The following is a 26,972-nucleotide window of genomic DNA, read 5'->3' on the forward strand; positions in this document are numbered from 1 at the left end:
TTCCTTAAATACTTAGGATCATTCTATATCCTTCTAAAACTAGCTTTTCTAGATTCTTAAATTCTTCTAATGTTAAGCTAAGTTGAATACTGGATGGCCTTGTCGTACCGTATAGCCGATCATCGCCATTCCTTACCCCCGTTACCTCTTCATTCTGTCCACCCTTGACGTATGCAACAGGAATATCTTGTAAGATAAATTCATTTTTGATGTTATGAACCTTAACTTCAACAGGCTCTTCATCTTGAGACTTTGTACCGACATAAAGGACAGATAAATTAACTAAATCATAACGTCTGATTGTTCCTTGAATTCCAATTAGCCAATCATCAGGGATTGGAAAAAATTCGTGTTCTGCTGATGGCCGTAGAATCGATGCGTCTAGGGAAAGAGGAGAAACATATTGACCTGGCATGATGAGCTGGGTTGCTGTTTTTCCGATTACATCTTTTACATTTCTAAACATCCCATCATTTACAAACTCTCTTTCCATTTGATAGATATACAGCATGTCTTCTGTTATTTTTGTATCTTTATCAATCGTTTCCTTAGCCATTACTACTGGAACGGTTGTGTATTTTTTGAATATATCAAGTTCATTTGCAACAACCGCACCGATAAAGATGAGAAAGAAAAAGATTGAGAAGAATAATTGTTGATTCCACCACTTATTCCGCATTTTGAATCTCCTTTATCGATAAGAATTTAGGACTTGCATATAGGCTTTTATAAGCCAAACAACTTTGAATTCTTCTTTTTCCTTACCTCTTTGGGTATCGCATCCTCCAATAGAGGCATGATTAAATCAATTTGTTTTTTCTTCCATACTCTGTCCTTGAATTGAAGTGTCCCTTCAAGCTGGGTATGATACACTACATCAGCGGGAACTTCGGGATAATAAAAGACGTCTTCTTCAAACATTTCCTTTGACTGCTTTATCTCGATACTCCGGTTAGCTATAAACTGAAATCGATTTTCTTTTTTTAGTTGCTCCACTAAAAATCGTTCTGGGGACAAAGTATCTTGGTTGTACCGGATAGCCCCCGGAATATCGTGGTCAAGTACAAAAAACACCTTATTTGCCACACTAAACATTTCTTTTGCGAATAAACTTGAAAGATCATCGCCTATATCTACAAGGACAATAGGTGTTTCATGTACAGAAAGCAGTAGTCTTAAAACGTCATCAACGTTTAGAGTATCCTCAGAATAGATGGGCTCATGTAGCGGATTCGGAACAACAAAGTCAATTTCATGTGCATCGAGAACCATTTTAGGAGTATTTCTTTCTGGAATGGCTATTCGCTGAAACAAACTCCTATATTCAGGCTGTTTGACTTCTCCATCCAATCGGTCATATGTGTATGGTCTACGATAAGGATTCTCCATATAGGTAACCCCAATTTCATAAGATGAAAAAGCGTAAGCTATTTGATGGGCAATGAATGTACTCCCTACTCTTGGCTGCCACCCAGCTACCACGAAAAGTTGTCTAGGTAAACTCACACCAATGGTTTTAACCTGATTGCGTCCAAAATGGATTTTTATTTCCTTTTTGACCGTTTGTTTTTGAATGATTGGACGTTCTATAGCCGGCCTTTTTTCTTTTAAAGGATTGGTGAATGGAGGGATCTTTGGTAATCGTTCAAAAATACCTTTGCTGAACGTTTTCTCCACTTCCTCCCCTTCATCAACAGAGGGAACTGTCACATTTTCTGGATTTTCATCTTCCTCACCTTTTTCAATTTCCTCTTCTTGAAATTCGTATATACCTACCCCAAGTCGTGCAACGTTTGCAAATTCAGCTGGTTTCTTTAGTTGCTCCAGTAATAACTGAGTCGGGATGGAGCGGGTATAAAAAATATCTAATACATTTCGAGCAACAAGCTTACCTAAAAATGGGTCTGATTTCTCGCGATGACATAAAAAAATAACTCTGATTCGATCCCGATATTGAATTCGCCAATGTTCAATTAAACTTAATATTTCTTCTTCTTGTTCATCCTTTGAGTCAAAATCACTCGGTAAAAAGGTATCATGTAAAATCACCGTATCAGGTTGTTCCATTTCGATGATTTCTTGAAGGAAACGTCGATGAAATACATCATTATCAATTACATCAAAACCTATTCCAACTAAATGTCCTCTAAGGATCTGAACATAGTTAGGGTCACCTACGGCCAACAAGACACGCATGATTCTAACTTCACCTCGTTAAACACAAAAAACCCCAGTATACATACAATAACGCTATGGTTACTGTATCTATACTGGGGTGTTCCCATGTATCTTTTATTTGATTTTAGAAGGAGAGAATGTTTCCGTCATTCTCTCCCTATATTCTCAAGTAAAAAACTTGAGAAAAGGTATTGAGGCTATCCTACCACTGAAGTCAAATCTTGTCAAACCATGTTTTTACTTAGGAAATGGCTTTAATTATGAATCCAGGGATTTCTTATCAAAAAAAGGCACTCGAATCCTTTTCAATCCTTCTTTCCCAACAGTTGAAAAAGCGGTACTCATTCCTGTTTCAGAATTAATCCATTCATCAACTAAAATCCATACATCAAAAGGAAACGTATGTAGACGGACTTCCTCTTGAATAAAACGGGCCATATTTACCGAAGAAACATATAGACAAACAACCTGAATGGCATTTCTTGAAAAGCCATCAATTTTAAAAACTTTATCTTTTTCAAACAAAAAACGGTACTGCTCCATTTTTGTTCGTAAATATCCTATAAAGTTTTGCGCCATTTGAGGGCGATCAATTAATAGCTGCAATTCACCTTTAGGAGTTTCAACCTTTGCAACACCCATAGGTCTTAAATATTTCGGGCTCCCCCCAACATACGGATTCCATCTCCAGCCCCTAAGAACACCTGATTCTACTGATAAACAGCGCATTTCATTCATTGCTACAAAACGTTGGATTGCTAGAGGCTGCTCCTTCCAGTAATCAGGCTTCATAAATTTGTCTTCGGGGTATAAATGGCTCATAAGTTTAAATCCAGCTATTCCTAAAGTAAATGGTGCAGGGGGCTTTATAACTTCCTCTCCATCCTCTTCAATAAAGGCAAGACGACATTTATGCCGTTCAACAAACCCATATTTTCTTAGCCTTTTAAGAATAGCACTTGTTTGAGAAAAGGATATTTTTTTTGATAAATATCTTCTTAGCTGATTTTCGTTTGAGCACATGGCATCTCCAACGACTTTTAATACCATGAGTGCATCATCATCAAGTCTCCCCTGATGAATGAATTCAAGGCCTTGTTCAACGCGTGTAAGGGCAAAGTAATCATCGGGAAGCGTCACACGCGATTTGAAGTTAGGATGATCCCAAAAAGAGATTGTTCCATCATTTCTAGGGAACAATTGAATAGCTGAAGTCAAAACCCCATTGGTTTCCATTATTCAAATAAGAATGAACCAAGGTCTTTTTTCTTACGCTTCCCACGTGGATAGTCAATAATAATAACTTTACCTTTGCGTTCTTCCGGATATGTGGCACGCACTCTGCAAGTGACGATATCCCCCACTGTCGGCTCTTCTAATCTACTTATTTTTCCCGCTTTTAATACTACATCTGTTTCAACTTCGACATAAAGTCCATGTATGGGGTCTACCTCGGAAACACGACCAGCTATGATTTGGTCTCTTTTTAATTTCGCAATAAAGTCCTTTGGATCTGGAAGGGCTTTTTTACGAGACACTCTCACTCGCTTTTCATTCACGTCAAATTGTTCAATCTTAACTTGTATGGTTTCACCTGGCTGGGCGTCTACAATAACTCTCTCAGCCCATGCCCAATCCCTGCGGAACATAAAGGCATCTTGACCATTAATTCGAACGTGAATGTTACCTTTCTTTTGATTATAACCAGAAACAATTGCATCAAAAATTTCATCTTCAAGTTGCCCTGCTTTATCTAAATAGGTGATCTCTTCCCAAAAAGATTCTCTCAACTTAGCAGCTGCTTGTTTTTCGGACAATAACGCTATCTGATGGTCCAAATCTAATCGCGTGATAATGAACTGCTGGGTGGTACCTACAAATCTGCGAAGAGATCTAAACTCCCGCTCCATAAATTCTGAAGCTGGGCAGTATCCTGTAACCCCTCCAGGTAATGCAATAATCAAGGTTTCTTCTTCAACGTTTGATACAGTTCCGTCCTCATTTACTTTTGGTAAATTCATAAAGTCAGTACTTCTTATTACTCCATTGACAATTTCTCCAAAACGAGCTTTTTGGGCCAAATCCTCTAACATTTCTTCATTTGTCCATGATTTTACAACCATGTTTCTCACACCTTTCTTATTTGGTAAAGTACTCATCTGTTATTAAGTAGGCTTTAAAATAGGCCACCCTTTTTGTAAGGAATCCGCTCTCACTCACATGCAAAAAAAGAGCACCCCTTACAGCCAGCCTTTAAATAAAAGCTAGTCCTGTAAGGGGTGCTCCCTTTGTCCGAATTTCTTACTATTTAGCTACATTGTACAAATCTAAGTTCTTATCTGCAAGCATTTTCTATAAAAGTATAAATTTATCACTCTTTAAATTCTTCAATTAAAGAATCAGCAAACCTTACTTGTTCCTTGCTTATGACACTAGGCTGATAATCCTTTTCTACTTGAGCTGTGTTCTCTTCTTTTTCATGGTTATTCTCCTCTTCTTTATTCGATTCATGAGTATCCTCATAGTTATTATCATTTTGCTGTGGGGTATTACGAATGGAATCTTCCCATTCAAGCGGTTCTTCATCTACTTCTGGTAATACCAAAGTTTGAAGATGACTGAGCTGCACATCATTAATTTCTTGAATTTCTATATCTAAAGAATGATTTTTTACATAGATTAGCGGGTCACGTGGATTTGGTTCAACTTCTACTGATACTGCCCTTTCTATGGCCTTTTCATCTAAATCGAATGCATGCTCCCGCTCCGCAACATAATGTTCTTGATTCATCTGTTCAGATTCCTCAATACTGAGAATCACTTCTTCAGAGCTTAATGGATTCTCATCTGCAAATACTTTGCCGTAACTACGATGTTCCTCTAACCAAGTATTTAAGCTTTCTTCCTTCACCTGTATATCCGCTATTTCAAAGGATTCTTTTGGCACAAAATTAGCTTTTATTTGTCTAACTGGCATTGGCTTATTATTTACGACTATCTTAACAGCACACTGAAATGCATCCTGGAACATGATATCCCCGCCAGTCATTGCCTGCTCGCGTACTTTTGAATAAGAGGAGCCGGAGCGGGACATCGGATCCTCCTGAAGTGGGGAGACCGACATTTCGTTTTGTCCTTCCTCGTATACATATTTTTCACCAAACATATCGGAAAAATATTTCGCATCATAACCGGGAACATCGCCGTAAACCATACGATTCCTCATGGTTCCAATCAATGTGGTCATATAATGCTCCCCAAATTGATCAGCAAGTTGGGCAATAGTTTGTTTTAAGGTTGTAAGGATTACCTTGTACTTGCGGGATTGTGCAGGAAACTCCCTAAAAGCGTTATATAAATAATCCGGTGCTTCATCAACTAAAATATGATGAAACGATGATGTATTTGGAGGCCTTCTAAATGTTGCATTTTGAAGGTTCATTAACACTATCTTCCCTAGAACCCTAGCTAGGTTCACGAGCTCCCCTTTTGCTGTATTCACTAAGAGAACTCCGCCAATTTCCATGTGTCGATCGAAATCAAAGTCACTCTTTCCAAACAATACTCGGCGTATAAGTGGGTTTGCTCCAATGTCATTTAAAATATTGCGTAACCCTTGGACATGTTCCGCCTTCGCATCATAATAAAGGGCCTCCCCTTTATCATCCCGCTCCACTACATTCATGTTTCCAGCCCGCGTCATTTTAGGAAGTAAGTTTAAATCAAACCACTCGTCTATCCCCTGTACAATTTTCCAGTAATTTCGTTCATCTCTATCTTCAAAGGCATCAATATCTGAAGGCATGGTTGATTTTAATTTAACATGCATCGCCCTTACTACTTGGGGGTTGTTATACATATCAAGCAGCATATCAAAAGTTACTTCTTTTTCCGGATCATGAAGCTTCAACAAATATATATAGTGCTTTAAATGATTCCGCTGTGCTTGCTCGAAGAAAAAATTGCCGCCATCTTTTGAATCGTTTAAACCAGCGATTACCTGTGCAAATACCTCCGCAACTTTATCAACAGGCCCACGCATAGGGTTAATACACGGGGTGTTAGGATCGAGCGGATTAATATACGTTATGGCTTCATCAGGAATTCCATGGGCTTTAACCAACTTTAATGATTTTTGGCACAGGTCATTTGAAGGGTCAATAATGGAAATCCCACTTAAATATCGACCTCCCACATCTTCTGTTCGGAAATCCTCACGCTGATATAACTTCGGATAATCATTAATGTATCTTGTCATATGATCTAAATCCTGATTAATCATGGGCAAACCTAGCGCAGCGGTTTTCCCTGTGCCAATACTGCCCACAATCATGGTATTTAATGTTCGGTCTCGGCCAGGCAAGACAACCATTTCCCCTGACTTGGTACTTGCTCCAAGTTCGATATCTGGCCATTGTTCTTTTTGTTCCAGCCTTGAAAGCTTTTGTAACCATTTACCTGACCATTCAAATTCAAAAAAAGGCTTAGATAGTTCTTTATCATGTTGCACATACCTTGTCAGCAAAAAAAGGGAAACAAAAGATAATACAATGACCGGGATAAGTAACACCATTAAATAGAATCCACTTGTATGTTCAAATACTATGGATTCAAAAAAACCATTTGTTTCTATGACGTTTTTCAATCGTTCTTCAAAATAAGGAATGATATGTTGTTTTGATTGTGACATTCCAAAAGCAGCTAAACCACCCCAGATGGTCATGATTGGGGTGAAAAACATGATGATTCTCCAAAACTTCCCCTGATAAAACTTCACTCGTGTACCTAATAACCATGTAAAAATGGAGAGTACACTAAGAAATAGAATAAGCAGGAGCGGGACAGCATCCTCTTTTCCGAATAAAAAGGCTGAATAAAAGGTCTCTTCCCCTTTTATTTGTGTAGCGATTAAAGAAGCAACTTTAACCCATACCCAGGATAATCCATAAAGTGCAATAACAAATAGGATTGTACTAATGAATATGGGGAATTTCCTTTTCCATAAAGGCTGCTCATTCATAAGCCATCCACTCCTTTCGGTAACCGGAAACAAGTTTCATCATCATTGGAAAAGGTTCATCGCTACTTTCAATTGCTTGCCAGGAAGCGAAATCCGTTAACCATACATTTTCCCAGTACTCTCCATATATATCAGACTCCATTTGTTCCTTTGTTGGATATATCACTAAAATACTATTATATGGTGGGTTATTTCCCCCTCTATTTTTGTTTTTAAATTGATTGGATCTAATAAGCTGATAAGTGGAAACAGAGCCCTCTTCTCCCCATAGTAAAGCTAGTCTCTTTTTGTTATTTCCTCCTGATAACTCAATAACCCCATCCGGCTCTAGAATTTGTAAGTCATTGATTGTTTTATCTGAGTAATCTTTACCTAATTCTAAATTCGAAATTTCTTTTTCTTTATGAATTTTAAACCGCTCTACCCATTCAAAAATAACTAACTCTCTTAAATTTTTTGAATAAGGTTGTTCCTTTTTCAGCAAGCGCATAATAAGTTCAACGGTTTTTTCTGCTGTAATTACATAGACGGATAGATTCGTAGGCCAAGATTGGATTGGTGGCATACAAGCTTTCAAAAAAGCGATTCGCCTTGATCTATCAGAGTTGTTTTCGTATGATTTTAAATTTAATGTTGAATCAACAACAGAAAAAACAATAATGATTTCTTCCCCGGAATCCATAATATTATTTGCGAATCGAATGTAACGGTTCACTTTTGACTCAATAACTGGAGCTTGTTCAGATCCAGTATCAACCTCTAAACAGACTGTTCGTCTATTTACTCTAAAAATCCAGTCTGGCAATATTAAATCTTGTTTTTCCATTGATGCAGAGTCATTGCCTACAAATCTAATATCATCGACACCCCTTGAATGGGAATATTCATTAATCCCTTCTTTAAGAGCTTCAGTATATACATTATTTGCTAATACTGAAGTTGCAGCATTATGGGCCTTTGGTATTCGGCGGGACTTTATTTGATAATACAACCTTTCAGCTTCTTCTATTGTTAATTTTTCTTTCTCTACAAGAATTAACAATCCCCTTTTGGCAATTTTGTAATAGTGTCGATATACTGGCGCTCTTGTAGGACTGACATCCTCCTTCATACGATTTAACACTCCTGTGTTAACTAATCTTCTTAATCGGTTAGTTATTGTATTAGGGTGTCGTGGGGTCTTCGACTTTGCCTGATAAAAATCATGTACAGTCCGAGATAACATTACGCGATGGTAAACCAGTTCTTGGAGCAATTCAACTTCTTCGTCTTTCAATACAACATTAGTTGTATATTTAGTTGTTGAAAAAAAGGAATTATCCTTTTCTTCTAACATTTTCAATCACATCCTTTCCAAAAGAAAAAACACCCTGGCCAATTCAGAAATACTACAAAGTGTACTTCCTCAGTGGACAGGGTGCTCCTGTTTGATTTTATTTAGTTTAGAATAAAGTATATCAAAGCGCGGAAATTATTGCCATAAAATCCAAAAATAATAGGAAAAAACCTTTGTAAAACGTTTAGCCTAGAGCGTACTTTTGTATATCCCGTGTATTATTTAATAAATATACAGTGGGTAGGCCTAAAATGTCTTTGAGGGTATATTATAGTATCTACTCGATTTCCCTTCTAAGGTATTGGCATTAAAGGAATAAGTGGTATTTGTCCACAAATACCCATGTACAAATAGCCTAAAAGTATTAAAATAACCTATTTGTGGGAAGGGAATTTTATAGAGGGTTAGTTAGCAGATTTGGGTATTGTCTGTAAACAGTAAAAAATCTCGACTTTAGATCTATTTTATAAGGATAAGAAGTGTATTTTTTAAAAAAACACATTAACGAATTTTATTATAAAAAAAACGATTAAATACTATGAAATAAGTTAATTAAATGGTATTCAATATCGTTGCAAACAGTCATGCAAAATTGACAACTCTGTTTATTTCAGTAACACTTCCAACAAGAAATAGTGACATGTCTGCCATGGTGAGTGTCAACCAAGTTTACGTTAACCCAATAGATATAGCCTTAATGACCAAGCTAGCCACATAAATGCTGTGCTAGGTCTCCATGCATGCGATGATTCAATGTAAAGTGGCTATCTGGTACCACTAAATGTTTGCAGAACCCTTTTTTATTGGTGGCTACAATCGCTAGACTAGTAGCTCTCAACTTTAGCATAGGTAGCACTAACAATTGGCAGCACTTGATTATAGCTATGCAAAAGGTGACATTTTTCTTTTTTTATATAGGGAACTGCTGCAATTAATAATCCTAAATAATTATGAATAAATCCAAATTAAATAAATTTAGCAAACAATAATTGTTAAATAAATAATTATTTTTAATAATTGGATTAAATATCGAGAATTCTTGTTTTATCAAGCGATTTTTTACTGTAAATGCCTAACAATATCAAAATATCTTTTAATGTACCATAATGGACCAATAACGAGTAAAAGTATGTAAAAAAATCGGAAATAGACTCCAAAACATTGATATATCAGGACTTGTATTACTGGTACAAAAAGGACCATTAGATATTAACTTTACCTCTTTATGTTGGTACATAATGTACCAGTAATGTGAAAACCATTAAAATTCCGTCCAGTTATTATATACGAATTGTTTGTAAATGCTCTAATTTCAACAGTTTATCTTTAATGTACCATAATGGTACATTAAAGAAGTTGCTACTGTACCTTTATGGTACATAGTGGTACAATATGAAATAAATACATTTGGACGGGAGGGATGGTAATTGAATGAAGAAACTAGAAAAGCGGAAAAGAAAAAACCGATGCATAGAATACAATACGTAGATTTAGAGGAATTAGAATATGATTATGATGTTTTACTATTTTTAAGGAAAAAGCTTGATGCATTTACAATAGATTGTTTTCGGATGGTTGTAAAAAAGCACACTTCTGATGGCCTTACGAAAACACAGATTGAAAATTATAATTCGCATCGTAAAAGGTTCGATGCAGCATTTCTTATCTTAGAAGGACAAGGTTTTATAGAAAAACGTTCTATTGGTGTGCATAAACCATATTTTGTAACAGTCCGAGGTTTGCAATTAGTGAGCTTTCTCAGAGATGAAAAATTAGAACAACAAAATAACCAAAATATTGAAGGGTTGTGATACATATGATTTCTTTAGAAAAAATTGGTGCAACCAAAGCCGTATTATCGGAACATATGGCGTCCGATGAAATTAAAAATACTTTGGATCGTTATCCTACAATGACTGTTATAGGATTGGGCCAAGGTGGAGGTCGAATGGCTGCTGAACTATCAAGATTTGGTTTCCCTACTTATTTAATCAATTCTTCGGAATCGGATTTAGGCGAGCATAAAAAGCTAATCCCAGATGATAAGCGAATTATTACTAAAAGTGAGCTGTATCCTGAATTAGAAGGAACGGATAAGAACGCTCAACTTGGTTTTGAAATTGCTAAGGAAAATCAGAACATCTATAAAAAATTAGCTCTGTCAGCAGATGTACAAACAGCTGATTTTGTATGGGTGTGTGTTTCATTAGGTGGCGGGACTGGTAATGGAGCTTTAAAAATTGCATTAACCTTCTTGTCAAAAGTACGCTCAAATAAAGAATTGCCTAATGGAAAAATTCCGTTGGGAGTTATATGCTCATTACCGGCTAAAGATGAAAGAGGTTCTTCATTTAGAAAAAATGCTTTAGCTGGGATTAACCTACTTCAAAACATGATAAACGAAAATAAATTGGGTTCTGTTTTGGTAATCGATAATGAAAAAATGAATGATTACTATGCAGAAAGTCCATTAAAAACATACGGTGGTACTGAAATTGATGCAAAGTCTTACAGTAATATGATCGTTTCTTCATTAACAGTTGAAATTGCTTCAATCCCCCTCTTACAAGGACGTTCAGTTTTTGATAAGACAGAATACTTAGGGACTATCTCTACTGCAGGTTGGTTATCATTATCTAAATTAACCAATGTTCAGACAGATGATAACCTTGAGGAATTAATTACAAATTTATATACAAAGAGTGAGGTATTAGCCGAAAATAGCGTTGATAATGTCCTTTCAGGTGCTATTGCTGTTATTTATCCATCGAATAAAAATATTTCACCTAAAATAGCCGACGACGTATATAGATATGCATCAAACTTATTAAACTCAAAAGTGAATCTATCAATTTCTTCAAATACTGCTATTAACCAGTTAACACTTTATGGTTTAGCCGTTTCAAGTACCCCTCCTACTCGTATTTCCGAGTTGAGAGAAGAATTAAAAGAATGGGAACGAATTGAAAAAGAACAGGAGGAGAAAAAGTTACGCGCCTCTGAAAATCTCGGCCTTGACGAGTTTGACGACTTCTTCTCCTCCAGCAGTACAATGAAAAAAAGACGTGGAATGCTCCGTTTAGATGATCTAGATGATGATTACGATAATGAGCCGAAAAAGCAAAAAATAGCGTCCCTAGTATCAGAAAATGACTTAGATGACATCGATTTTTAATTAATTATTTTAAATAACCTTAAATAATTTCAGTATTGCTTTTAAAATAATCTCAAATAATTTCAAATAAACCATTTGTATTGGCATTTCTAAATAACTGCCCCTAGCTCACAGGAGCCAGGGGTTTTATTTTGATTTATTTTTAAATAATTATTAATAAATATTTATTGGTAATAATTAATAATAAATTTAAAATAAATTTTAATTATTAATAATTTAAATTTAAATAATCTCAAATAATTTTAAATAAAGCCACTGAAATCCTTGCCATTATCATTTTTTTGAGGTTAAGATAAGATAAAGGAATCTTGTGATTCCCATATTTTTTGAAAGGGGTGGGTTTCTCTGGAAGTCCATGATAAAATTAGTGCTCTTCAAGAAAAATTTCATGACGATCCCTTGTATTTGAAATTAAAACAACTAGGATTAATAGAGGAACTTTTTGACCCTGAAGATCATTACTTCAAAGCTTTTAACTGGGGAGAAACTTATTCAACAAAACAAGCTGCGGAAATATTATCAATATCCGGTAAGGAACAAACACTAATAAACTTTTTAAATCGAGAAGATTTTTCGGACTATATTACAATCTTTAGAAAAGGAGCAAGAGGCTCTTACAGATACGACCAGATATCCTTGTTCCAGTTTAAAATGATTTTGTTACTAAGCGAAAACGGTTATTCACCTTCTGATATAGCGACATTAATTGGAACTAGGTCAGATTATTACTATTCAGATCGGCCGATTAAAAAGGAATCCACTAGAAATACTCTTTCTAATACAGAGGATTTAAAAACCATAATAAAATCTGAACTACGGAAAGAAATGGCAGTTGCAATGTCAAATGTATTCGAAAGTAAAATGCAAAAAATTAGGATTGAGTCTAAACGAATGCATATACAACAAAGGCTAAAAACCTGGGAAGATAATATGAAATTAATAGTTGGTGTCATTGAAAGCATTGAATTAAGCTCAGGTCTATTTAGAAATATAAATAAAATTAATTCTGTACAAGCCAAAGAACCAAAGTCATTTTGGCAAAAAATATTTGGTTCACAGCCGAAACCAGACTTAAATAATGCGGATAACGAAGAATATAAAAAACAAATTGAAGAATTACAAAAACGTCATCAGTATTTTCTAAAACAAAAAGAGGACCTTGAAAAAGAAAAGCCAGAACTATTAAAGTCATTAAGTGATATTGAAAACGAACTTAAATTATTAGAATCTAGCATATCTAATCCGACAGGAGAAATTCCAAATGTAGTTGGAATCCAGGAGGAAGAAAGAGAAAGGAGAGTTATCAATGATTACGTTGAAACACATAAATAAGGTGGGTTTAGTTCTAATGGGTTTAGCTGTTATTAATACTCTTTCTTATATCGCTGTTCAATTAATTAAATAAAATTATAACCCTCTTAACCTTTAGAGGGTTTTTTATTGTCAGAAGTTATTTATTTCCAAAAAGTAAAAACCCATAATCTATTGATTATGGGTTTTTACTGACCACTCACTTGACTACCTAATTGCAAAAGCAATCTTAGTAAAGTAAGTATATAAAATTATATTATTTTATATAATTTTATCATGGGATTCCAAGGTTATCAACTAGAAAATTTAAAATTTAATTGCTAAAAAAGTGAGATTTTGCTAACATAAAAACTGACCACTCTATTAAACGATATCGTCGTTTGCCCATTATATGACTAAGTGCCTATAATGAGTAAACGAGGGTAATCGTTTATTCCTGTATACATTTTTACAGGACAATGATTAACCTATAGACAATGCAATCTTTTTTATTTTATTTTATTTGAAAAAGAAAAAAGACTTGTTGTTCAAGTCTCCTATATGATCGACGCCAATCGATCAAAAAATCCATTAATTTTCCTTATTCCTTTTCATGATTCAATTCTGCGCCAACAGAATGAATCTAAACCAGTAAAACCTAAAACTAAATCTCTCTAAACTTGTACAATACCATTTTTAAAAATTGGTATTGACCAGGTTTATTAAGATACGCCAAAAATGGTATCTTAACAGAGATTATTTTTATTATAGCAAAACCTATTTACTGGGGCAAATAAAATTAAGACTTAATAGCTATTAAAATATATAAGAGAGTTTTTTTCTAATACACGCGAATAGAGCATACCTTAGCTGCTTGTTTCGGGTTAAAACTTACAATATACCCATCGTAATGTTTTACATAGGGATATTTATTAATATAAATAAACCAAAGTCTCTAAGATGAAAAAAGACCTGGAAAAGAGGGGTGAAAGCAATGACTAAGAAGAAAATCCATGGTGTGAAATTTTTTCAAAACGAATTAGAAGTTGTTAGACTTTTTGCACACGAATATATTTGTTGTTCCCGCAAATCGGGGATATCTGCTGCATCACTGTCATGCTACCTCCTTATGCATTTTTATTGTGATGATTTTGGAAGAATTGACGCTTCAAATTTTTGCTTAAAGCACATAACCCAGGAAAATAACTTACCATACAGTTCCATACATAAAGGTTTTCACCGTTTAATGAAGGATGGCTTTTTTTATAGCACAATTATTGAAGGAAGAGAATACTACATTTTAAATCAATATGAAACTTATAATTCCCCAGAAAAAGGAGAAAAACTAAACTATTTTATTATTCCAAATTACTTATTAACCTCTGGAATATTGAAGGACTTTATTCGTTCAAGGGATGTTAAAGGTCTTATTGGGTTATTGGATCTATTTAACTCCTTATCCCGTGAAAATAGTAGAAAAAACAAAAAGTCCATTTCAAGAAAAGCAATTACCTTAATGGGAAAAATGAAAAAGAACTCACGAAACATTTTAGATTGGATACAACGAATTAGTATCGTTATTCTTATTAAAGACCAAAGCGGGAAGAGAAAAAAAGAAAAATTGTGGTCATTTGAATTAGTTGACGAATGCTACGGGCAAGTGGTTCACGATCCACATAAAATGAGATTAGGAGCTGCACTACGTAAAGAAATCCAATCCTTAGTATCTCGTTTGCCAATATCTTTTACATCAAAGGATTTAAAAGATATGTTTCTTAGTTTACTAAAAGATGGATTAGACCCATTTTACCCATTGATTAATCTCCCAAACGGAGAGCGTACCTTAAAGGGGATTCTTCTTGACACAATTACGCAAACAGCTAATGTATTTGTAACTCGAGTTAATGCGGAGCCAATTAAAAATATTGGTGCTTTTTGGAGAAAAGTATGTCGAGGTTATTTAAAGGAACATTATCGAGGCTTAGACTTTGATATGAAAACTGAATTAAATAAGGCGGCCATTACCAACCAAACACCATTACCTTCATTTTTAGGCAGCCGATAACCCTTAGTAAAAAATTTTAATCGCGCCAAGGGTTTTTTGGCATTCCCTTAACTTAATACTTATGAAAATTTCCAAACCGATGCTTCTGGATAAGCATCGGTTTCTTTGTTTTTATTTAGATTTTATAAATTTACTATATATTGGGATTGATTTTGTGTTGTGGATATCTAAAATAATCGAATTCGTCTTGTTTATAATTTTTTTCGGTCTGTTTATTTTTATAAAAATGGATTTATAACCTTGGAATTATATTGAAAATGGAAAAGTAAAATCTTAGTAAACACTGGAAGGGTTGGGGCTCTAAGGGGGCGAATACTATTAATATCCTCTCTATATAATTATTAATTTCTATTTCTAAATGGTAATGTATATTTTTTTATTACTTTATTTTGATCTTATACATAAAATGCTCCTTTTTAATAAGTAGTAATTAATGTGTTACAATTATTTAAAGTAAAGGAGATTTGATGATAGTGCCTTTTGGATATAAAAAATTTCGAATTAGCAAAGGGATTAGCCAAAGAACATTACATGCAGAAATTCAGTTAATTGAACATTTCCTTAACTACGTGAACACAGTATATAAAAAGCAAGTTGAACCTTATGACATTAAACCCTCTGATATTAAAAGTTTTTTAAAGGAACGTAAAAAGCAGGGGATAAAGGACAGTACATTACGTAAAGATTTAAGTTTATTAAAACAGTTTTTTGACTATTTATGGACAACAGATAAAATAGCTTTTGATTTTACTACTAAAATCAAATTAGATTTTCAAATAGAGAAATCGTCCATTAATATTGATTACGTTCATTTAAAATCAATTTATAATGATGTCTTAAAGAACCCAAACATCCACTCTAAGGCAAAAGTGTTATTTATATTCTATTTAAAGGGGTGGAGAATGAGGGACATTCGTGAAGTTCAAATGAAACATTTGATTGATAATGGTAGCAGCATAACATTAGAATACCCCAAACCATATGGATTGGTTCAAAAAGAAATTTTTACTGAATTAGAGGTAGGATCTATTCTAGATTGCATAAACGAAAGTCTATTCAGGAATGTTTCTTATATGCTATCCTCAAAGATACAAGGTGAATTCAAACAGTTTTCAATATATTCAGCTAAGACCTATTTAAACAGTATTATAGAGGAATATAATTTGGATTTTCCCCTTCATAATGACATGATTCGCATTGCATACGTTCACTATATGTATACAAAAGAAAATCTCCATGTTGAACAAATTTCCGAAGTTTTAGGTATTCCATTAGCGGCAGCCGCTAAGTTAGTTAAAGAATCTCTTGAACGCGTAAAACATGTGGACTATAATGAGGTAAGACCTCAATAACGAAATACAATTTAATAGATATACAAGGGAGCACCCCACGGATTTAAGCAAAGAAATACTTTGCTTTCTGTGTGGTGCTTTTTTTATAGGGAGGGAAAGGAATGAAAGAGATAAAGCCATTAGAAGACATGATAGTTGCTATATTATTAGCCGAATGGGAGATTCAAAAAGACGAACAGGGAAGACGATTGCATTTTAAATTGGAAAGAAGAAAATTAAATGTATTTTGGGATTATCTCCATCGTTTTAAATTAATTGAATATGTTTCTTTTGATCCTATTACGTTAAACGGCTATATAAAATCATCCATAATGCTTGAACGAATACTAAAAGAATGGATTGGGGAGAACCAGGTACAAGGAATTGATCCACGAAAGTTAAGGCTAAATATGTACTTAATGTGGGTTGGCCTTTTTGCCAAAAAGACTTTTAATGGAGTAGCAATTAAAACTTCATTAGGGAGGGAGCAGCAAAGAACCCTCTCTATCCTATTTAATGAACAATTTGATTCTACCTTAATTGTTGGGAACACTATTCAACTAACACCTTTTAGCCCTATCCTACTACGTGCTGTACAATCCAATCGACCGATTGAAGAATTTATTGAATTAAGTTATTTATTACCTCAAAAGGAAAAAGAAATTATTAAACAGAAGATTATTGACTGGGAAGAGGAGCGCTCAACATATGCGTATTAATAAAAAATATGTAAAAGCAACTCTTTTTGTTGCTTCATTATTTCTTCTTTTCTCTTTGACAGCGTGCATGCCATCGAAAATTCAGCAAAGAATTGATGAAACGGAAAAAGAAAACGCAAAAATTATAGAAAAGAATCAAGAAGAAGTTCAAAGGCCAGAAGAACAAGAACTATCAGATGAACAGAAAAAAATATTGTCCGTACTTCCTAAGAATACAGCAGAAGAAGCCCTATTTAAAAACGATTTAGATTTACGGAAAGAATTAGACATTAAGGTACCGAACGAACAATCTTCTTTTAAACAACCTGAAGAGTTGGCACAGTACATTAGCTATTTGTTTTTTGCTTATCACAAAGGGGAAATGAAGCCAGAGGAATTTCTTAATAAAATTAATCCTCACCTTCACGAAAATTATTTAAATATGTTGCCGAAAGATAGGGATAATCAAATTGAAGCATTTAAGACTTTACAGAAACTATTTACCGATCAATTATCTTCGCCAATTAATTCCTATTCAATTACTAATCTTGATTTCCAAGAAAGAGTAGGGGAAGCGATGTTTTATCGTAAATATGAATTATCAAATAAAGAAAATATCTTTTATGTTACAACTTTGAAAATTGAAAATGATGTTTGGAAGCTTTTGGATGATAGCCCCGCTCCACCTTATACAATCACTCCAAATATTGAGGAGAAATTCAACAACAATTAATCAGGGGGAACTATGATGACAGCAACGAATTTATTATATGAACAGGTATGGAATCATTTAAAAAACAGCTTTGAAACCAATGAAGAATTACAAAAAGAATTAAATGACTTGTTACACTTTTACGGAAAAAAGTTACTTACATTTACTAAAAAACCAAAACAAATAGATTTTATTGAAAACAAGCTCGAAGATGTAGTAAGAAGCCAATATTTTCAAGGGTACTTTATTATGAAAAGTTTATTAGAAGATAAAGAAACTACTTTAGCAGCACATACCTGGAATTTAGCAAAAGGAATCGTTAGAAATGAATTACCAGTCTTTATAAATGAAATTTTTAAGGATTCGGATATAGACTGGTCAAGGACAGACATAGGCCATGAATTTGGAATAAAAATGGTGCAAGAAGTAGATGGAGTGTTTGATATTGTAAGACAAATGAGAAGGGATATAGCTTATTTTGGAGTATACAAAGCCTTTATTGAGGACAGTAGATACAAGGGTAATGGGGAAGAAGTTAGTTCATCAACAATGTTTTTAGGTAATCCTTTTGATCTTCATTTTGTATCACCGCAGGTATTCATGCAGGCTCAATTTATCTCAAATGAACATGAAATTTGGGATTTGTATATGTGGTCTTCCGTACAAGAGAACGCTTGGGTAGGGTCGCTACATTTATCTACCATTCCACAGAATAACAATTCTATATATATATTAGAATTCTCTATATCAGAGACAATCATGGAAAATGAAAAATATGAAATTCTTGAAAAATGTATCCAACAAATTCCCGATTCCATTCGATCAATACTGCAAATACGAATTTACCATGTTCGTGAATTAGAAGTGGTTGTACCAACGAATACAATTGCATAATATGAGGCTAAAACAAGTATAAGGAAGAGGTGAAAATTCGTTCTTGGTTGGGTAGCGCTAGGAAATGGGTTTTCCTGACGCTACCTCTAAATTATTATTTATTACAAGTATTAAACTTAGGTATTATTAACTCCTTCATTAAATTTATAAAGGCGGTTACAGCAGGCTTTTTATTATCTTTATGCCATGCTATTGAGGTAACTTTTTTATAAGGATTATTAGTTGGTATATATTCAATCCCATCAAGTTTTATAGATTTTGCAGATTCAGGAACAATTACAATCCCCAAACCGGCTGCAACTAGTGAAACCATTGTGTGTTGTTCCTGTGCCGTTTGGATAACCTGTGGTGAAAACCCTGCATCATGGAAAATTTTATTAACAGCATTATAATAACTTTCACCAGATTGCTTAAAAGGCATAATGAATTTCTCATTAGCTAAATCCCTCACATCAATAGGTCCCTTCATTTTAGCTAATTTATGATTGCTTGGTAAACAGACAACAAATCCTTCTTCTCTTAATTGAATCGTGTTAAGTACAGTGCTTTCGATAGGTGTTACAAGTATTCCAACATGAATCTTTCCGTCCTCCAATTCTTTAATTTGTTCTGATGTTGTAAGCTGCATTAGCTTTAAGTTAATTTTGGGTAAATGGTTGTTACATGTTTTTACAATGAGTGGCAATAGATCAAAAGTAACTGAACCTCCAAATCCTAATATTAGATCACCAATTTCACCATTATGTACTTTCTGTGCTTCTTTACATGCATTATCTATATATTCCATTAACCCGTATGCACTTTCTAAGAAAACTTCCCCAGCTTCTGTTAATTCAACACTACGTTTTGTTCGATGAAATAAAATAACGCCTAATTCCGTTTCCAGTTGTTTTATTTGCTGACTTAAAGGGGGTTGTGAAATATTGAGCACGTTTGCTGCCCTGCCAAAATGACGTTCCTCTGCAACTGCTATAAAATATTTTATATGACGTAGTTCTATTAAAAACACATCCCTTCCTTAATACTTAATAAATATTAATTGATAATAATAATATATTATACCTATGACAAAATAAGTGATAGAATTTTATTATAATTTGGAAAATTAATTAAAAAAGGGGGGGGAGTAGCTAAGGTTTGCTTGATGAAAGGACAAAAAAATACATTAGGATATTGCGGAGATTAAAATTTAACAGGAGTGACTATAATGCGCTTCGATATTGACAAAGAAGAAATAATGGGTAGACAGCAAAGCTTTATTAATAGGTTACATGAAAACCAAATAGAGGCTGCAATAGTATTTAGTGTAACTGATATTTTTTATTTAACAGGTTTTAACTTCCGTCCATCCGAAAGGCCAATTGCTCTTCTAATCGATTCAAATAATAATACTCGACTCTTCGTCCCACTATTGGAGAAAACTCATGCTGAAGAATATTCCTATGTAGACACCGTTCATTCATACCCAGAGTATCCTGGAATTAAACACCCAATGGAATATTTAAAAGAAATACTTGAAGGTGCGGGCTTTAAGGGTAAAGTTGTAGGGCTCGATTCGGAGGGTTATAGTTCGCCTAAAGGCTACCGTGGCCCGAAAATCAGTGAATTCTTAGATGCTAAGGAGTTCCGCACAGTTAAAGGTTGGATTGAGGAACAACGATTTGTTAAATCACCAGCGGAGATTGAGTTAATTAAGGAGTCTTGCCGATGGGGTAATTTAGCTCACAGTTTATTAGTTAAGTATTCCAAGCCCGGAGTAAGTGAAATCGAAATAGAAACAAGAGCAACGGCGGAAGCAACTATGGCAATGGTAGAAACATTGGGGCCTAAATACAGACCGCACGGTAAGCCGGCACATGCGTTTTATAGAGGCCAAATTGGCCCCCACTCTGCATTTCCGCATTCGCAAACTCAAAATGCAGTTCTAAAGAAAGGATTTAACGTTGTGTCCCAAGCCTCCGCTCATGTCTGGGGATATATCAGTGAACTTGAACGTACGATGTTTATTCAGGAATTAAATAAAGAACAAGAACGATATTTTAATTATATGATTGAGGCACAAGAAACCGCTTTCAGGACAATAAAGCCAGGAATACCTGCATCAGAAGTAGATAAAGCTGTTCAAAACTACTTAAAAGAACAAGGAATTGACCACTTATCAGTTCACCATACTGGACATGGTATTGGGTTGATCCATACGCATGAAGGTCCGTTTTTAGATTCTGGTGATCATACAATATTACAGCCAGGAATGGTGTTTAGTGTTGAACCTGCTATTTTTGTGAAAGGACTTGGTGGATTCCGACATTCTGATACTATTTTGGTCACGGAAAAAGGTATGGAGAAACTAACCTATTATCCTAGGGACCTAGAATCAATGATAATAATATAGAAAGGGGCAAACGATAATGATTCTAGTAAAAAAACCCATTTTATTTTCTATAATATTAGTTTTATGTTTAATAATAAGTGGATGTAGCAGTAAAGATACAAGTACATCAACAGATAATAACAAATCCAATGAACCTAGTGAATCCAATGAACCTGTAGAAGGCGGCAACCTGATTATGGCACTATCAAGTGATGTTTCTGATCTTGATCCACATGGTGCAAGTGCAAGAATATCCGGAACAGTCAAACTTCATATGTATGAAACATTAGTAAAGGCGGACGAAAAAATGGAATTGCACCCACATCTTGCCGAAAGTTATGAACAAATAGATAATAATACATGGCAATTTAAAATAAGAAAAGATATTTTATTTCATGACGGAGAGAAATTTAATGCTGAAGCTGTAAAAGCGAATATTGACCGTGTTTTAGACCCTGAAGTAGCGTCTCCAATGGCAAGTCAATTTAATATGATAGAAAAAGTAATTGTTGTTGATGAATATACTGTTCATTTTATTACAAAAATACCATTTCAATCATTACCAAACAAATTTACCCATTTTGGTGGTGGAATGGTTAGTCCAAAATCTATTAAAGAGGATTATGAGGGAAAAACTGATATTGCAACAAACCCTGTTGGAACAGGTCCTTTTAAATTTGAAAAATGGGACCAGGGAAATGAGGTTGTATTAGTTAAGAATCCAGACTACTGGGGGGAACCGGCTAAATTAGATTCTATAACCTATAAGATTGTTCCTGAGCAATCTACGAGATTAGCCATGCTTGAGACTGGAGAGGTTCATATTGCAGATATTATAGAACCTGTCAATGCCAAGCGTGTCGAACAAATGGAGGGTGCACATTTAGTTGCCTCGCCTAGTATGAGATCGAATTTCGTGGGCTTTAATACTCAAAAAGAACCATTTGATGATAAACGTGTTCGCCAGGCAATTGCAATGGCGGTCGACATTGAACCTTTAGTTCAGGGGGTTTATCAAGGGTATGCTGATGTTGCTTTAGGTCCAATTAATGACTATATTTTCGGCTTTAATAAGAATCTTAAGCAATGGCCATATGACCCTGATAGAGCAAAAAAATTATTAGAAGAAGCGGGATTTCCAGAATCCACCATAACGATATGGACTGATGATAAGGATCCAATTTCCCTTCAAACTGCAGAGTATTTCCAAGAGCAGCTATCTAGTATTGGATTAAAGGTGAAAATTCAACAATCAGAATGGAATACTCATTTGATTCAAACAGGAGAGGGAAAGCATGATATGTTTGTTCTAGGTTGGTCCAATAACTTAGGAGATCCAGATGACTCCCTATATCGTCAATTTCATTCGGTTCAACACGGTGCAGCTGGTAATCGATATTTCTATACTAATGAGAGGGTTGACGAACTTTTAGTCCAAGCTCGCCAAGAAAGTGATACAGAAATTCGTAAGGAATATTATCAAGAAGTACAAGAAATTTTAATGGATGAAGTTCCTAGAATTGACTTAGCAAATCCTAACTATATTTTAGGTGTTTCTGACCTTGTAAATGGATTTGAACAATATGTATCCGAACATCACTCTCTTCACAAGGCATATTTAATTGGCAATAGCGGGACTAATAGTTATTAAAAAATTATATAAAGTAAATTTGAATAAATAAAGAGTTGTAAATTAATTTAAACTCTCTCCAACAAGAATCCTATATTTTAATTTAAAGTCTTTGTCTGTGGATCATACGACACGAACATATCAAGATATGAGCAAAGCAAAGTCTCCCTTTAAGGGGGACTTTATTTTAATAATAGAGAAAGGGTGAAAACATTGAGCTCTGCGATTGAAACGAAGACTACGGATATTATCCAGGTACCCAAAAAAAGTAAATGGAAAACCTTCTCAAACAAACTACTAAACAATAAGTCATCCTTGTTTGGAGGAAGTATTATTTTATTCTTTTTTATTATTGCCTTTATTGCACCATTAATAATGCCACACAGTCCAACCGAAATAAATATGTTAAATCGCTTTGCAGTTCCCTCCAGTGAACATTGGTTTGGAACCGACAACAACGGTAGGGATATATTTAGTCGAATTCTTGCGGGAGCAAAATTAACCATATATGTTGGTGTAGTGTCTGTTGGGATCGGAGCAATTATCGGTATCTTTTTTGGTATTTTAGCAGGTTATTATGGAAATTTAGTAGATACTATTATTATGCGTATAGCAGATATATTGCTTGCATTCCCAGGCATATTACTAGCATTGGCTATCGTCAGTGCATTGGGTCCAAGCTTAAATAATGTCATTATAGCTTTAGTTATTTACAATGTTCCAGTATTTGCAAGGATTGTTCGTGGGTCTACACTCGAAGCCCGAAAATTAGAATATGTAGAAGCCATACGTGCCCTTGGTGCTAGAGACAGAAAAATTATATTTCAGCACATATTGCCGAATATTACTTCACCCGTAATTGTATTAGCAACATTACAAGTAGCATCATCTATTTTAAATGCAGCAGGACTTTCGTTTATAGGGTTAGGAGCACAACCACCGACACCTGAATGGGGGGCTATGCTCAGTGACGGGCGCGATTATATGTGGGATTCTCCACACTTAACCATTTTTCCTGGTATTGCTATTATGCTCTTTGTGTTAGGGTTTAACCTATTTGGAGATGGACTACGAGATATCTTAGATCCACGAAATAAAGGAAATTAGAGGGGGATATTATGCACATATACATAATTAGACGGTTAATTCAAATCATACCCGTTATTTTTGGGGTAACATTAATAGCCTTTTTAACCCTGCATATTGTCCCCGGTGACCCTGCATTAGTGTTAGCAGGCGAATCTGCAGACCCTGTTCAGGTTGAACAAATGAGAGAAAAATTAGGGTTAAATGAATCATTACCTGTCCAATATGCTACTTTTCTAAAAAACTTGGTTTCTTTAGAACTTGGTGAGTCAATACGAACTGGCCAGCCAGTAATGGAAATAATAGCACCACGTTTTTGGATTACAATACAGCTAGCTATATGGAGTATCGTAGTGAGTATTATTTTTGGTATTCTTTCGGGAATTATCGCAGCCACAAAACAACGCTCATATGCTGATACTGGAATGATGTTCTTTTCTATATTTGGAATGTCTATACCTAACTTCTGGCTTGGTCTCTTGCTTATGTATTTTTTCTCTATTAAATTAGGAATATTACCGACCTCTGGATGGGGATCATGGCAGCAGATTATAATGCCAGCAATAACTATGGGGACTGCAGGTGTAGCCATAATTGCACGGATGACAAGATCCAGCATGTTGGATACTCTACACCAAGATTATATTCGAACCGCTAGAGCCAAAGGAGTAAAGGAACCTTGGGTTATTTATAAACATGCACTTCGAAATGCATTAATTTCTGTTGTAACTGTAATAGGTTTACAATTTGGGCATTTTTTAGGTGGGGCCATCTTAACAGAAACTGTATTTAGTATAAATGGCATGGGACGCTTGATAGTAGATGCAATTAATGCCCGAGATTTCCCCGTCGTACAAGGCACAATTATTATAATGGCCCTTTGCTTTGTATTAGTTAACCTTGCAGTAGATATATTATATCGAATTATTAATAAGAGGATTCAACTAGATTAATTAATTCAGATTTAGAAAGGGGATGTACAATGAGACAAATACAACATGCATTCTTGGAAATACAAAACCTACAGACTTCATTTTTAACACCGGATGGTGAAGTAAAAGCTGTTGATGGCATAGATCTATGTATTCGTGGTAACAGGACGCTAGGATTGGTTGGGGAATCAGGGTCAGGTAAAAGTATTACATCGTTCTCTATTATGCAATTGCTTCAATATCCAGGTAAAATTATCGGTGGTAAAGTAATTTTTAATGGTGAAGATTTATTAAAAAAAAGTAAATCTGAAATGGATTCTATTAGAGGTAAAAAAGTTTCAATGATTTTTCAGGAGCCAATGACATCCTTAAACCCTGTCTTTACGGTAGGGGATCAGATTGCTGAAGCTTATCAAATCCACGAGAAAGTAAATAAGAAAGAGGCATGGAAACAGACTATTGAAATGCTAAAATTAGTTGGGATTCCTTCTCCTGAGAAACGAGCAAAACAATATCCCTTTGAATTATCCGGTGGAATGCGTCAGCGAGTAATGATCGCTATGGCACTCGCTTGCAGACCAGAAATACTAATTGCTGATGAACCAACCACTGCCTTAGATGTAACTATTCAGGCCCAAATTTTAAAATTGATGAAAAATTTGCAAAGGCAATTCAATATGGGAATACTACTTATCACTCATGACCTAGGTGTTGTTGCTGAGATATGTGACGAAGTTGCAGTAATGTATGCTGGAAAGATAGTGGAAAGGGCAGATGTGGAATCATTATATGAATCACCTAAGCACCCATATACTGTTGGATTATTAAATTCTCTTCCACGCCATGATATAGATATTGATGGGGATTTAGAGGTAATCCCAGGTATGGTACCCGATCCATTCAATAGGCCAGTCGGTTGTACGTTTGCCCCAAGGTGTCAGTATGCTAGTAATATTTGTAGGGAACGCCTCCCAAAATTAGAGAAACCCAATAGAATAGATTCAGATCATCAAGGCGAAGTAAGATGCTGGATATATAACAAGGAATGGGATGGAGATCCGGAGGTGAGAGTAAAATATGGTACAACCGCTTCTAGAGGTTAAGAACCTGAAAAAATACTTTCCTATAAAAAGTGGTATTTTTGGAAAAACTATAAACTATGTTAAGGCAGTAGATGATATAAGCTTTCATATTAATAAAGGGGAGACCGTTAGTATAGTAGGAGAATCTGGATGTGGGAAATCAACGACTGGACGAGCTATTTTGCGTCTTGATGATCCGACTTCTGGCGAAGTTGTATTTAACGGCGAAAACTTGTGCCAATTAAGTAAAAGCGAAATGCGCAGAAAAAGAAAAAGTTTGCAGATTATATTTCAGGACCCCTTTGCTTCTTTGAACCCTCGTTATACTGTTGGACAAATTCTTGAAGAGGCTTTAGCTATCCAAAATATTGGGTTCAAACAAGATAGAGAAACCAAAGTTAAAGAATTAATGGAAATAGTAGGGCTAAGCCCCGATCAAATTGATCGATATCCCCATCAGTTTAGTGGAGGACAACGTCAAAGAATTGGAATTGCCAGGGCTTTGTCTGTTAACCCAGAATTAATTGTATGTGATGAAGCTGTATCTGCTTTGGACGTATCTATTCAAGCTCAGATTCTGAATCTATTGAAGAGACTTCAGTCTAATTATCAACTAACCTTTTTATTTATTTCTCACGATCTTGGTGTAGTTCGACATATATCAGATAATATTATAGTCATGTATCTGGGTAAAATTATGGAAATAGGAAGTAAGAAATCATTATTCGATAATCCTCAACATCCATATACCAAAACATTACTCTCTGCTATTCCAATACCTAATCCTAAAAAAAGAGAGGAACAAGTTATATTGGAAGGAGACATTCCTTCACCAATTGATCCACCGCAAGGTTGCCGTTTCCATACGCGTTGCCCTTTTTCCACAGATTTGTGTAAAAAAGAGGAGCCTGAGTTAAGAAGTTCAAATTATATAAAAGATGGACACAAAGCAGCTTGTCATCACATGGAAGAAATTAATAATCTTTAAGAATTTTAGAGGAATATTATTTAAGTCCATCCTCAATTTGTTAACATGAAACTACTGGTTCTAATAGTTTTTAGTATTAATGTTAAGGGACGTTATTAAATATTGAATTCTCTTAATATTTAATAATTAAGTTAATTTAAATAAATAATCAACGGATAATAACTGGTATTAAATACCTTCTTTA

Annotated in this window: 21 protein-coding genes; 14 read left to right on the top strand and 7 right to left on the bottom strand. The window is 34.8% G+C overall.

Going from position 1 to position 26,972, the window contains the following annotated elements; all coding sequences use genetic code 11:
• Positions 1-4: 4 nt before the first annotated feature.
• The 6 genes from AC1Q59_RS15670 to AC1Q59_RS15695 all read right to left on the bottom strand — a co-directional run bounded on the left by AC1Q59_RS15670 (position 5) and on the right by AC1Q59_RS15695 (position 8,534).
• Complete coding sequence (locus AC1Q59_RS15670; protein WP_492366786.1) at positions 5-679, bottom strand: SAF domain-containing protein; 675 nt, start codon at positions 677-679, stop codon at positions 5-7.
• Between the two features lie 47 nt (positions 680-726).
• The gene (locus AC1Q59_RS15675) at positions 727-2,196 is read right to left on the bottom strand and encodes an ANTAR domain-containing protein (RefSeq protein WP_492366787.1); all 1,470 of its coding nucleotides are present in this window, start codon (positions 2,194-2,196) and stop codon (positions 727-729) included.
• A gap of 240 nt (positions 2,197-2,436) precedes the next feature.
• Positions 2,437-3,396, bottom strand: a complete 960-nt coding sequence (locus tag AC1Q59_RS15680; protein ID WP_492366788.1) for a hypothetical protein — start codon at positions 3,394-3,396, stop codon at positions 2,437-2,439.
• Between the two features lie 17 nt (positions 3,397-3,413).
• Positions 3,414-4,301, bottom strand: coding sequence for a hypothetical protein (locus AC1Q59_RS15685; protein ID WP_492366789.1), 888 nt, complete (start codon positions 4,299-4,301; stop codon positions 3,414-3,416).
• Positions 4,302-4,549: 248 nt separating this feature from the next.
• Complete coding sequence (locus tag AC1Q59_RS15690) at positions 4,550-7,198, bottom strand: type IV secretory system conjugative DNA transfer family protein (RefSeq protein ID WP_492366790.1); 2,649 nt, start codon at positions 7,196-7,198, stop codon at positions 4,550-4,552.
• Positions 7,191-8,534, bottom strand: coding sequence for a replication-relaxation family protein (locus AC1Q59_RS15695; protein WP_492366791.1), 1,344 nt, complete (start codon positions 8,532-8,534; stop codon positions 7,191-7,193). Before AC1Q59_RS15695 ends, AC1Q59_RS15690 begins: the two co-directional genes overlap by 8 nt.
• A 1,427-nt stretch (positions 8,535-9,961) precedes the next feature.
• Between AC1Q59_RS15695 and AC1Q59_RS15700 the strand changes: the two genes are divergently transcribed.
• From AC1Q59_RS15700 to AC1Q59_RS15735, 8 genes are all read left to right on the top strand, one after another.
• Positions 9,962-10,345 (top strand): hypothetical protein, encoded by a 384-nt coding sequence (locus tag AC1Q59_RS15700; RefSeq protein WP_492366792.1) that lies wholly within the window; start codon positions 9,962-9,964, stop codon positions 10,343-10,345.
• A 5-nt stretch (positions 10,346-10,350) separates the two neighbouring features.
• Positions 10,351-11,709, top strand: coding sequence for an FtsZ/tubulin family protein (locus AC1Q59_RS15705; protein WP_492366793.1), 1,359 nt, complete (start codon positions 10,351-10,353; stop codon positions 11,707-11,709).
• 405 nt (positions 11,710-12,114) lie between these two features.
• Complete coding sequence (locus AC1Q59_RS15710; RefSeq protein WP_492366794.1) at positions 12,115-13,041, top strand: hypothetical protein; 927 nt, start codon at positions 12,115-12,117, stop codon at positions 13,039-13,041.
• Between the two features lie 952 nt (positions 13,042-13,993).
• The gene (locus tag AC1Q59_RS15715; protein ID WP_492366795.1) at positions 13,994-15,064 is read left to right on the top strand and encodes a hypothetical protein; all 1,071 of its coding nucleotides are present in this window, start codon (positions 13,994-13,996) and stop codon (positions 15,062-15,064) included.
• 467 nt (positions 15,065-15,531) lie between these two features.
• Entirely contained in the window at positions 15,532-16,416 is an 885-nt protein-coding gene (locus AC1Q59_RS15720; RefSeq protein WP_492366796.1) for a site-specific integrase, read from the top strand.
• Positions 16,417-16,517: 101 nt separating this feature from the next.
• Positions 16,518-17,114 (top strand): hypothetical protein, encoded by a 597-nt coding sequence (locus AC1Q59_RS15725; protein ID WP_492366797.1) that lies wholly within the window; start codon positions 16,518-16,520, stop codon positions 17,112-17,114.
• A complete protein-coding gene (locus AC1Q59_RS15730; protein WP_492366798.1) occupies positions 17,104-17,826 on the top strand; it encodes a hypothetical protein in 723 nt (240 codons plus the stop codon). Before AC1Q59_RS15725 ends, AC1Q59_RS15730 begins: the two co-directional genes overlap by 11 nt.
• A gap of 12 nt (positions 17,827-17,838) precedes the next feature.
• Positions 17,839-18,699, top strand: coding sequence for a hypothetical protein (locus AC1Q59_RS15735; protein ID WP_492366799.1), 861 nt, complete (start codon positions 17,839-17,841; stop codon positions 18,697-18,699).
• Positions 18,700-18,793: 94 nt separating this feature from the next.
• On the opposite strand, the gene AC1Q59_RS15740 is transcribed toward AC1Q59_RS15735, so the two are convergent.
• Positions 18,794-19,699, bottom strand: a complete 906-nt coding sequence (locus AC1Q59_RS15740; RefSeq protein WP_492366883.1) for a LysR substrate-binding domain-containing protein — start codon at positions 19,697-19,699, stop codon at positions 18,794-18,796.
• A 207-nt stretch (positions 19,700-19,906) separates the two neighbouring features.
• On the opposite strand from AC1Q59_RS15740, the gene AC1Q59_RS15745 reads away from it, so the two are divergent.
• The 6 genes from AC1Q59_RS15745 to AC1Q59_RS15770 all read left to right on the top strand — a co-directional run bounded on the left by AC1Q59_RS15745 (position 19,907) and on the right by AC1Q59_RS15770 (position 26,788).
• Positions 19,907-21,091, top strand: coding sequence for a M24 family metallopeptidase (locus AC1Q59_RS15745; RefSeq protein WP_492366800.1), 1,185 nt, complete (start codon positions 19,907-19,909; stop codon positions 21,089-21,091).
• 16 nt (positions 21,092-21,107) lie between these two features.
• Complete coding sequence (locus AC1Q59_RS15750; RefSeq protein ID WP_492366801.1) at positions 21,108-22,721, top strand: glutathione ABC transporter substrate-binding protein; 1,614 nt, start codon at positions 21,108-21,110, stop codon at positions 22,719-22,721.
• A 192-nt stretch (positions 22,722-22,913) separates the two neighbouring features.
• Complete coding sequence (gene nikC / locus AC1Q59_RS15755; RefSeq protein WP_492366802.1) at positions 22,914-23,807, top strand: nickel transporter permease; 894 nt, start codon at positions 22,914-22,916, stop codon at positions 23,805-23,807.
• Between the two features lie 11 nt (positions 23,808-23,818).
• Positions 23,819-24,739, top strand: a complete 921-nt coding sequence (locus AC1Q59_RS15760; RefSeq protein WP_492366803.1) for an ABC transporter permease — start codon at positions 23,819-23,821, stop codon at positions 24,737-24,739.
• Between the two features lie 29 nt (positions 24,740-24,768).
• Positions 24,769-25,821 carry an ABC transporter ATP-binding protein gene (locus AC1Q59_RS15765; RefSeq protein ID WP_492366804.1) on the top strand — a complete coding sequence of 351 codons (1,053 nt, stop codon included), beginning with the start codon at positions 24,769-24,771 and terminating at the stop codon, positions 25,819-25,821.
• The gene (locus AC1Q59_RS15770; RefSeq protein WP_492366805.1) at positions 25,796-26,788 is read left to right on the top strand and encodes an ABC transporter ATP-binding protein; all 993 of its coding nucleotides are present in this window, start codon (positions 25,796-25,798) and stop codon (positions 26,786-26,788) included. The genes AC1Q59_RS15765 and AC1Q59_RS15770 overlap by 26 nt, the downstream gene beginning before the upstream one ends.
• Positions 26,789-26,972 lie beyond the last annotated feature (184 nt).

The sequence above is a fragment of the Cytobacillus sp. MT66 genome, assembly GCF_058792595.1.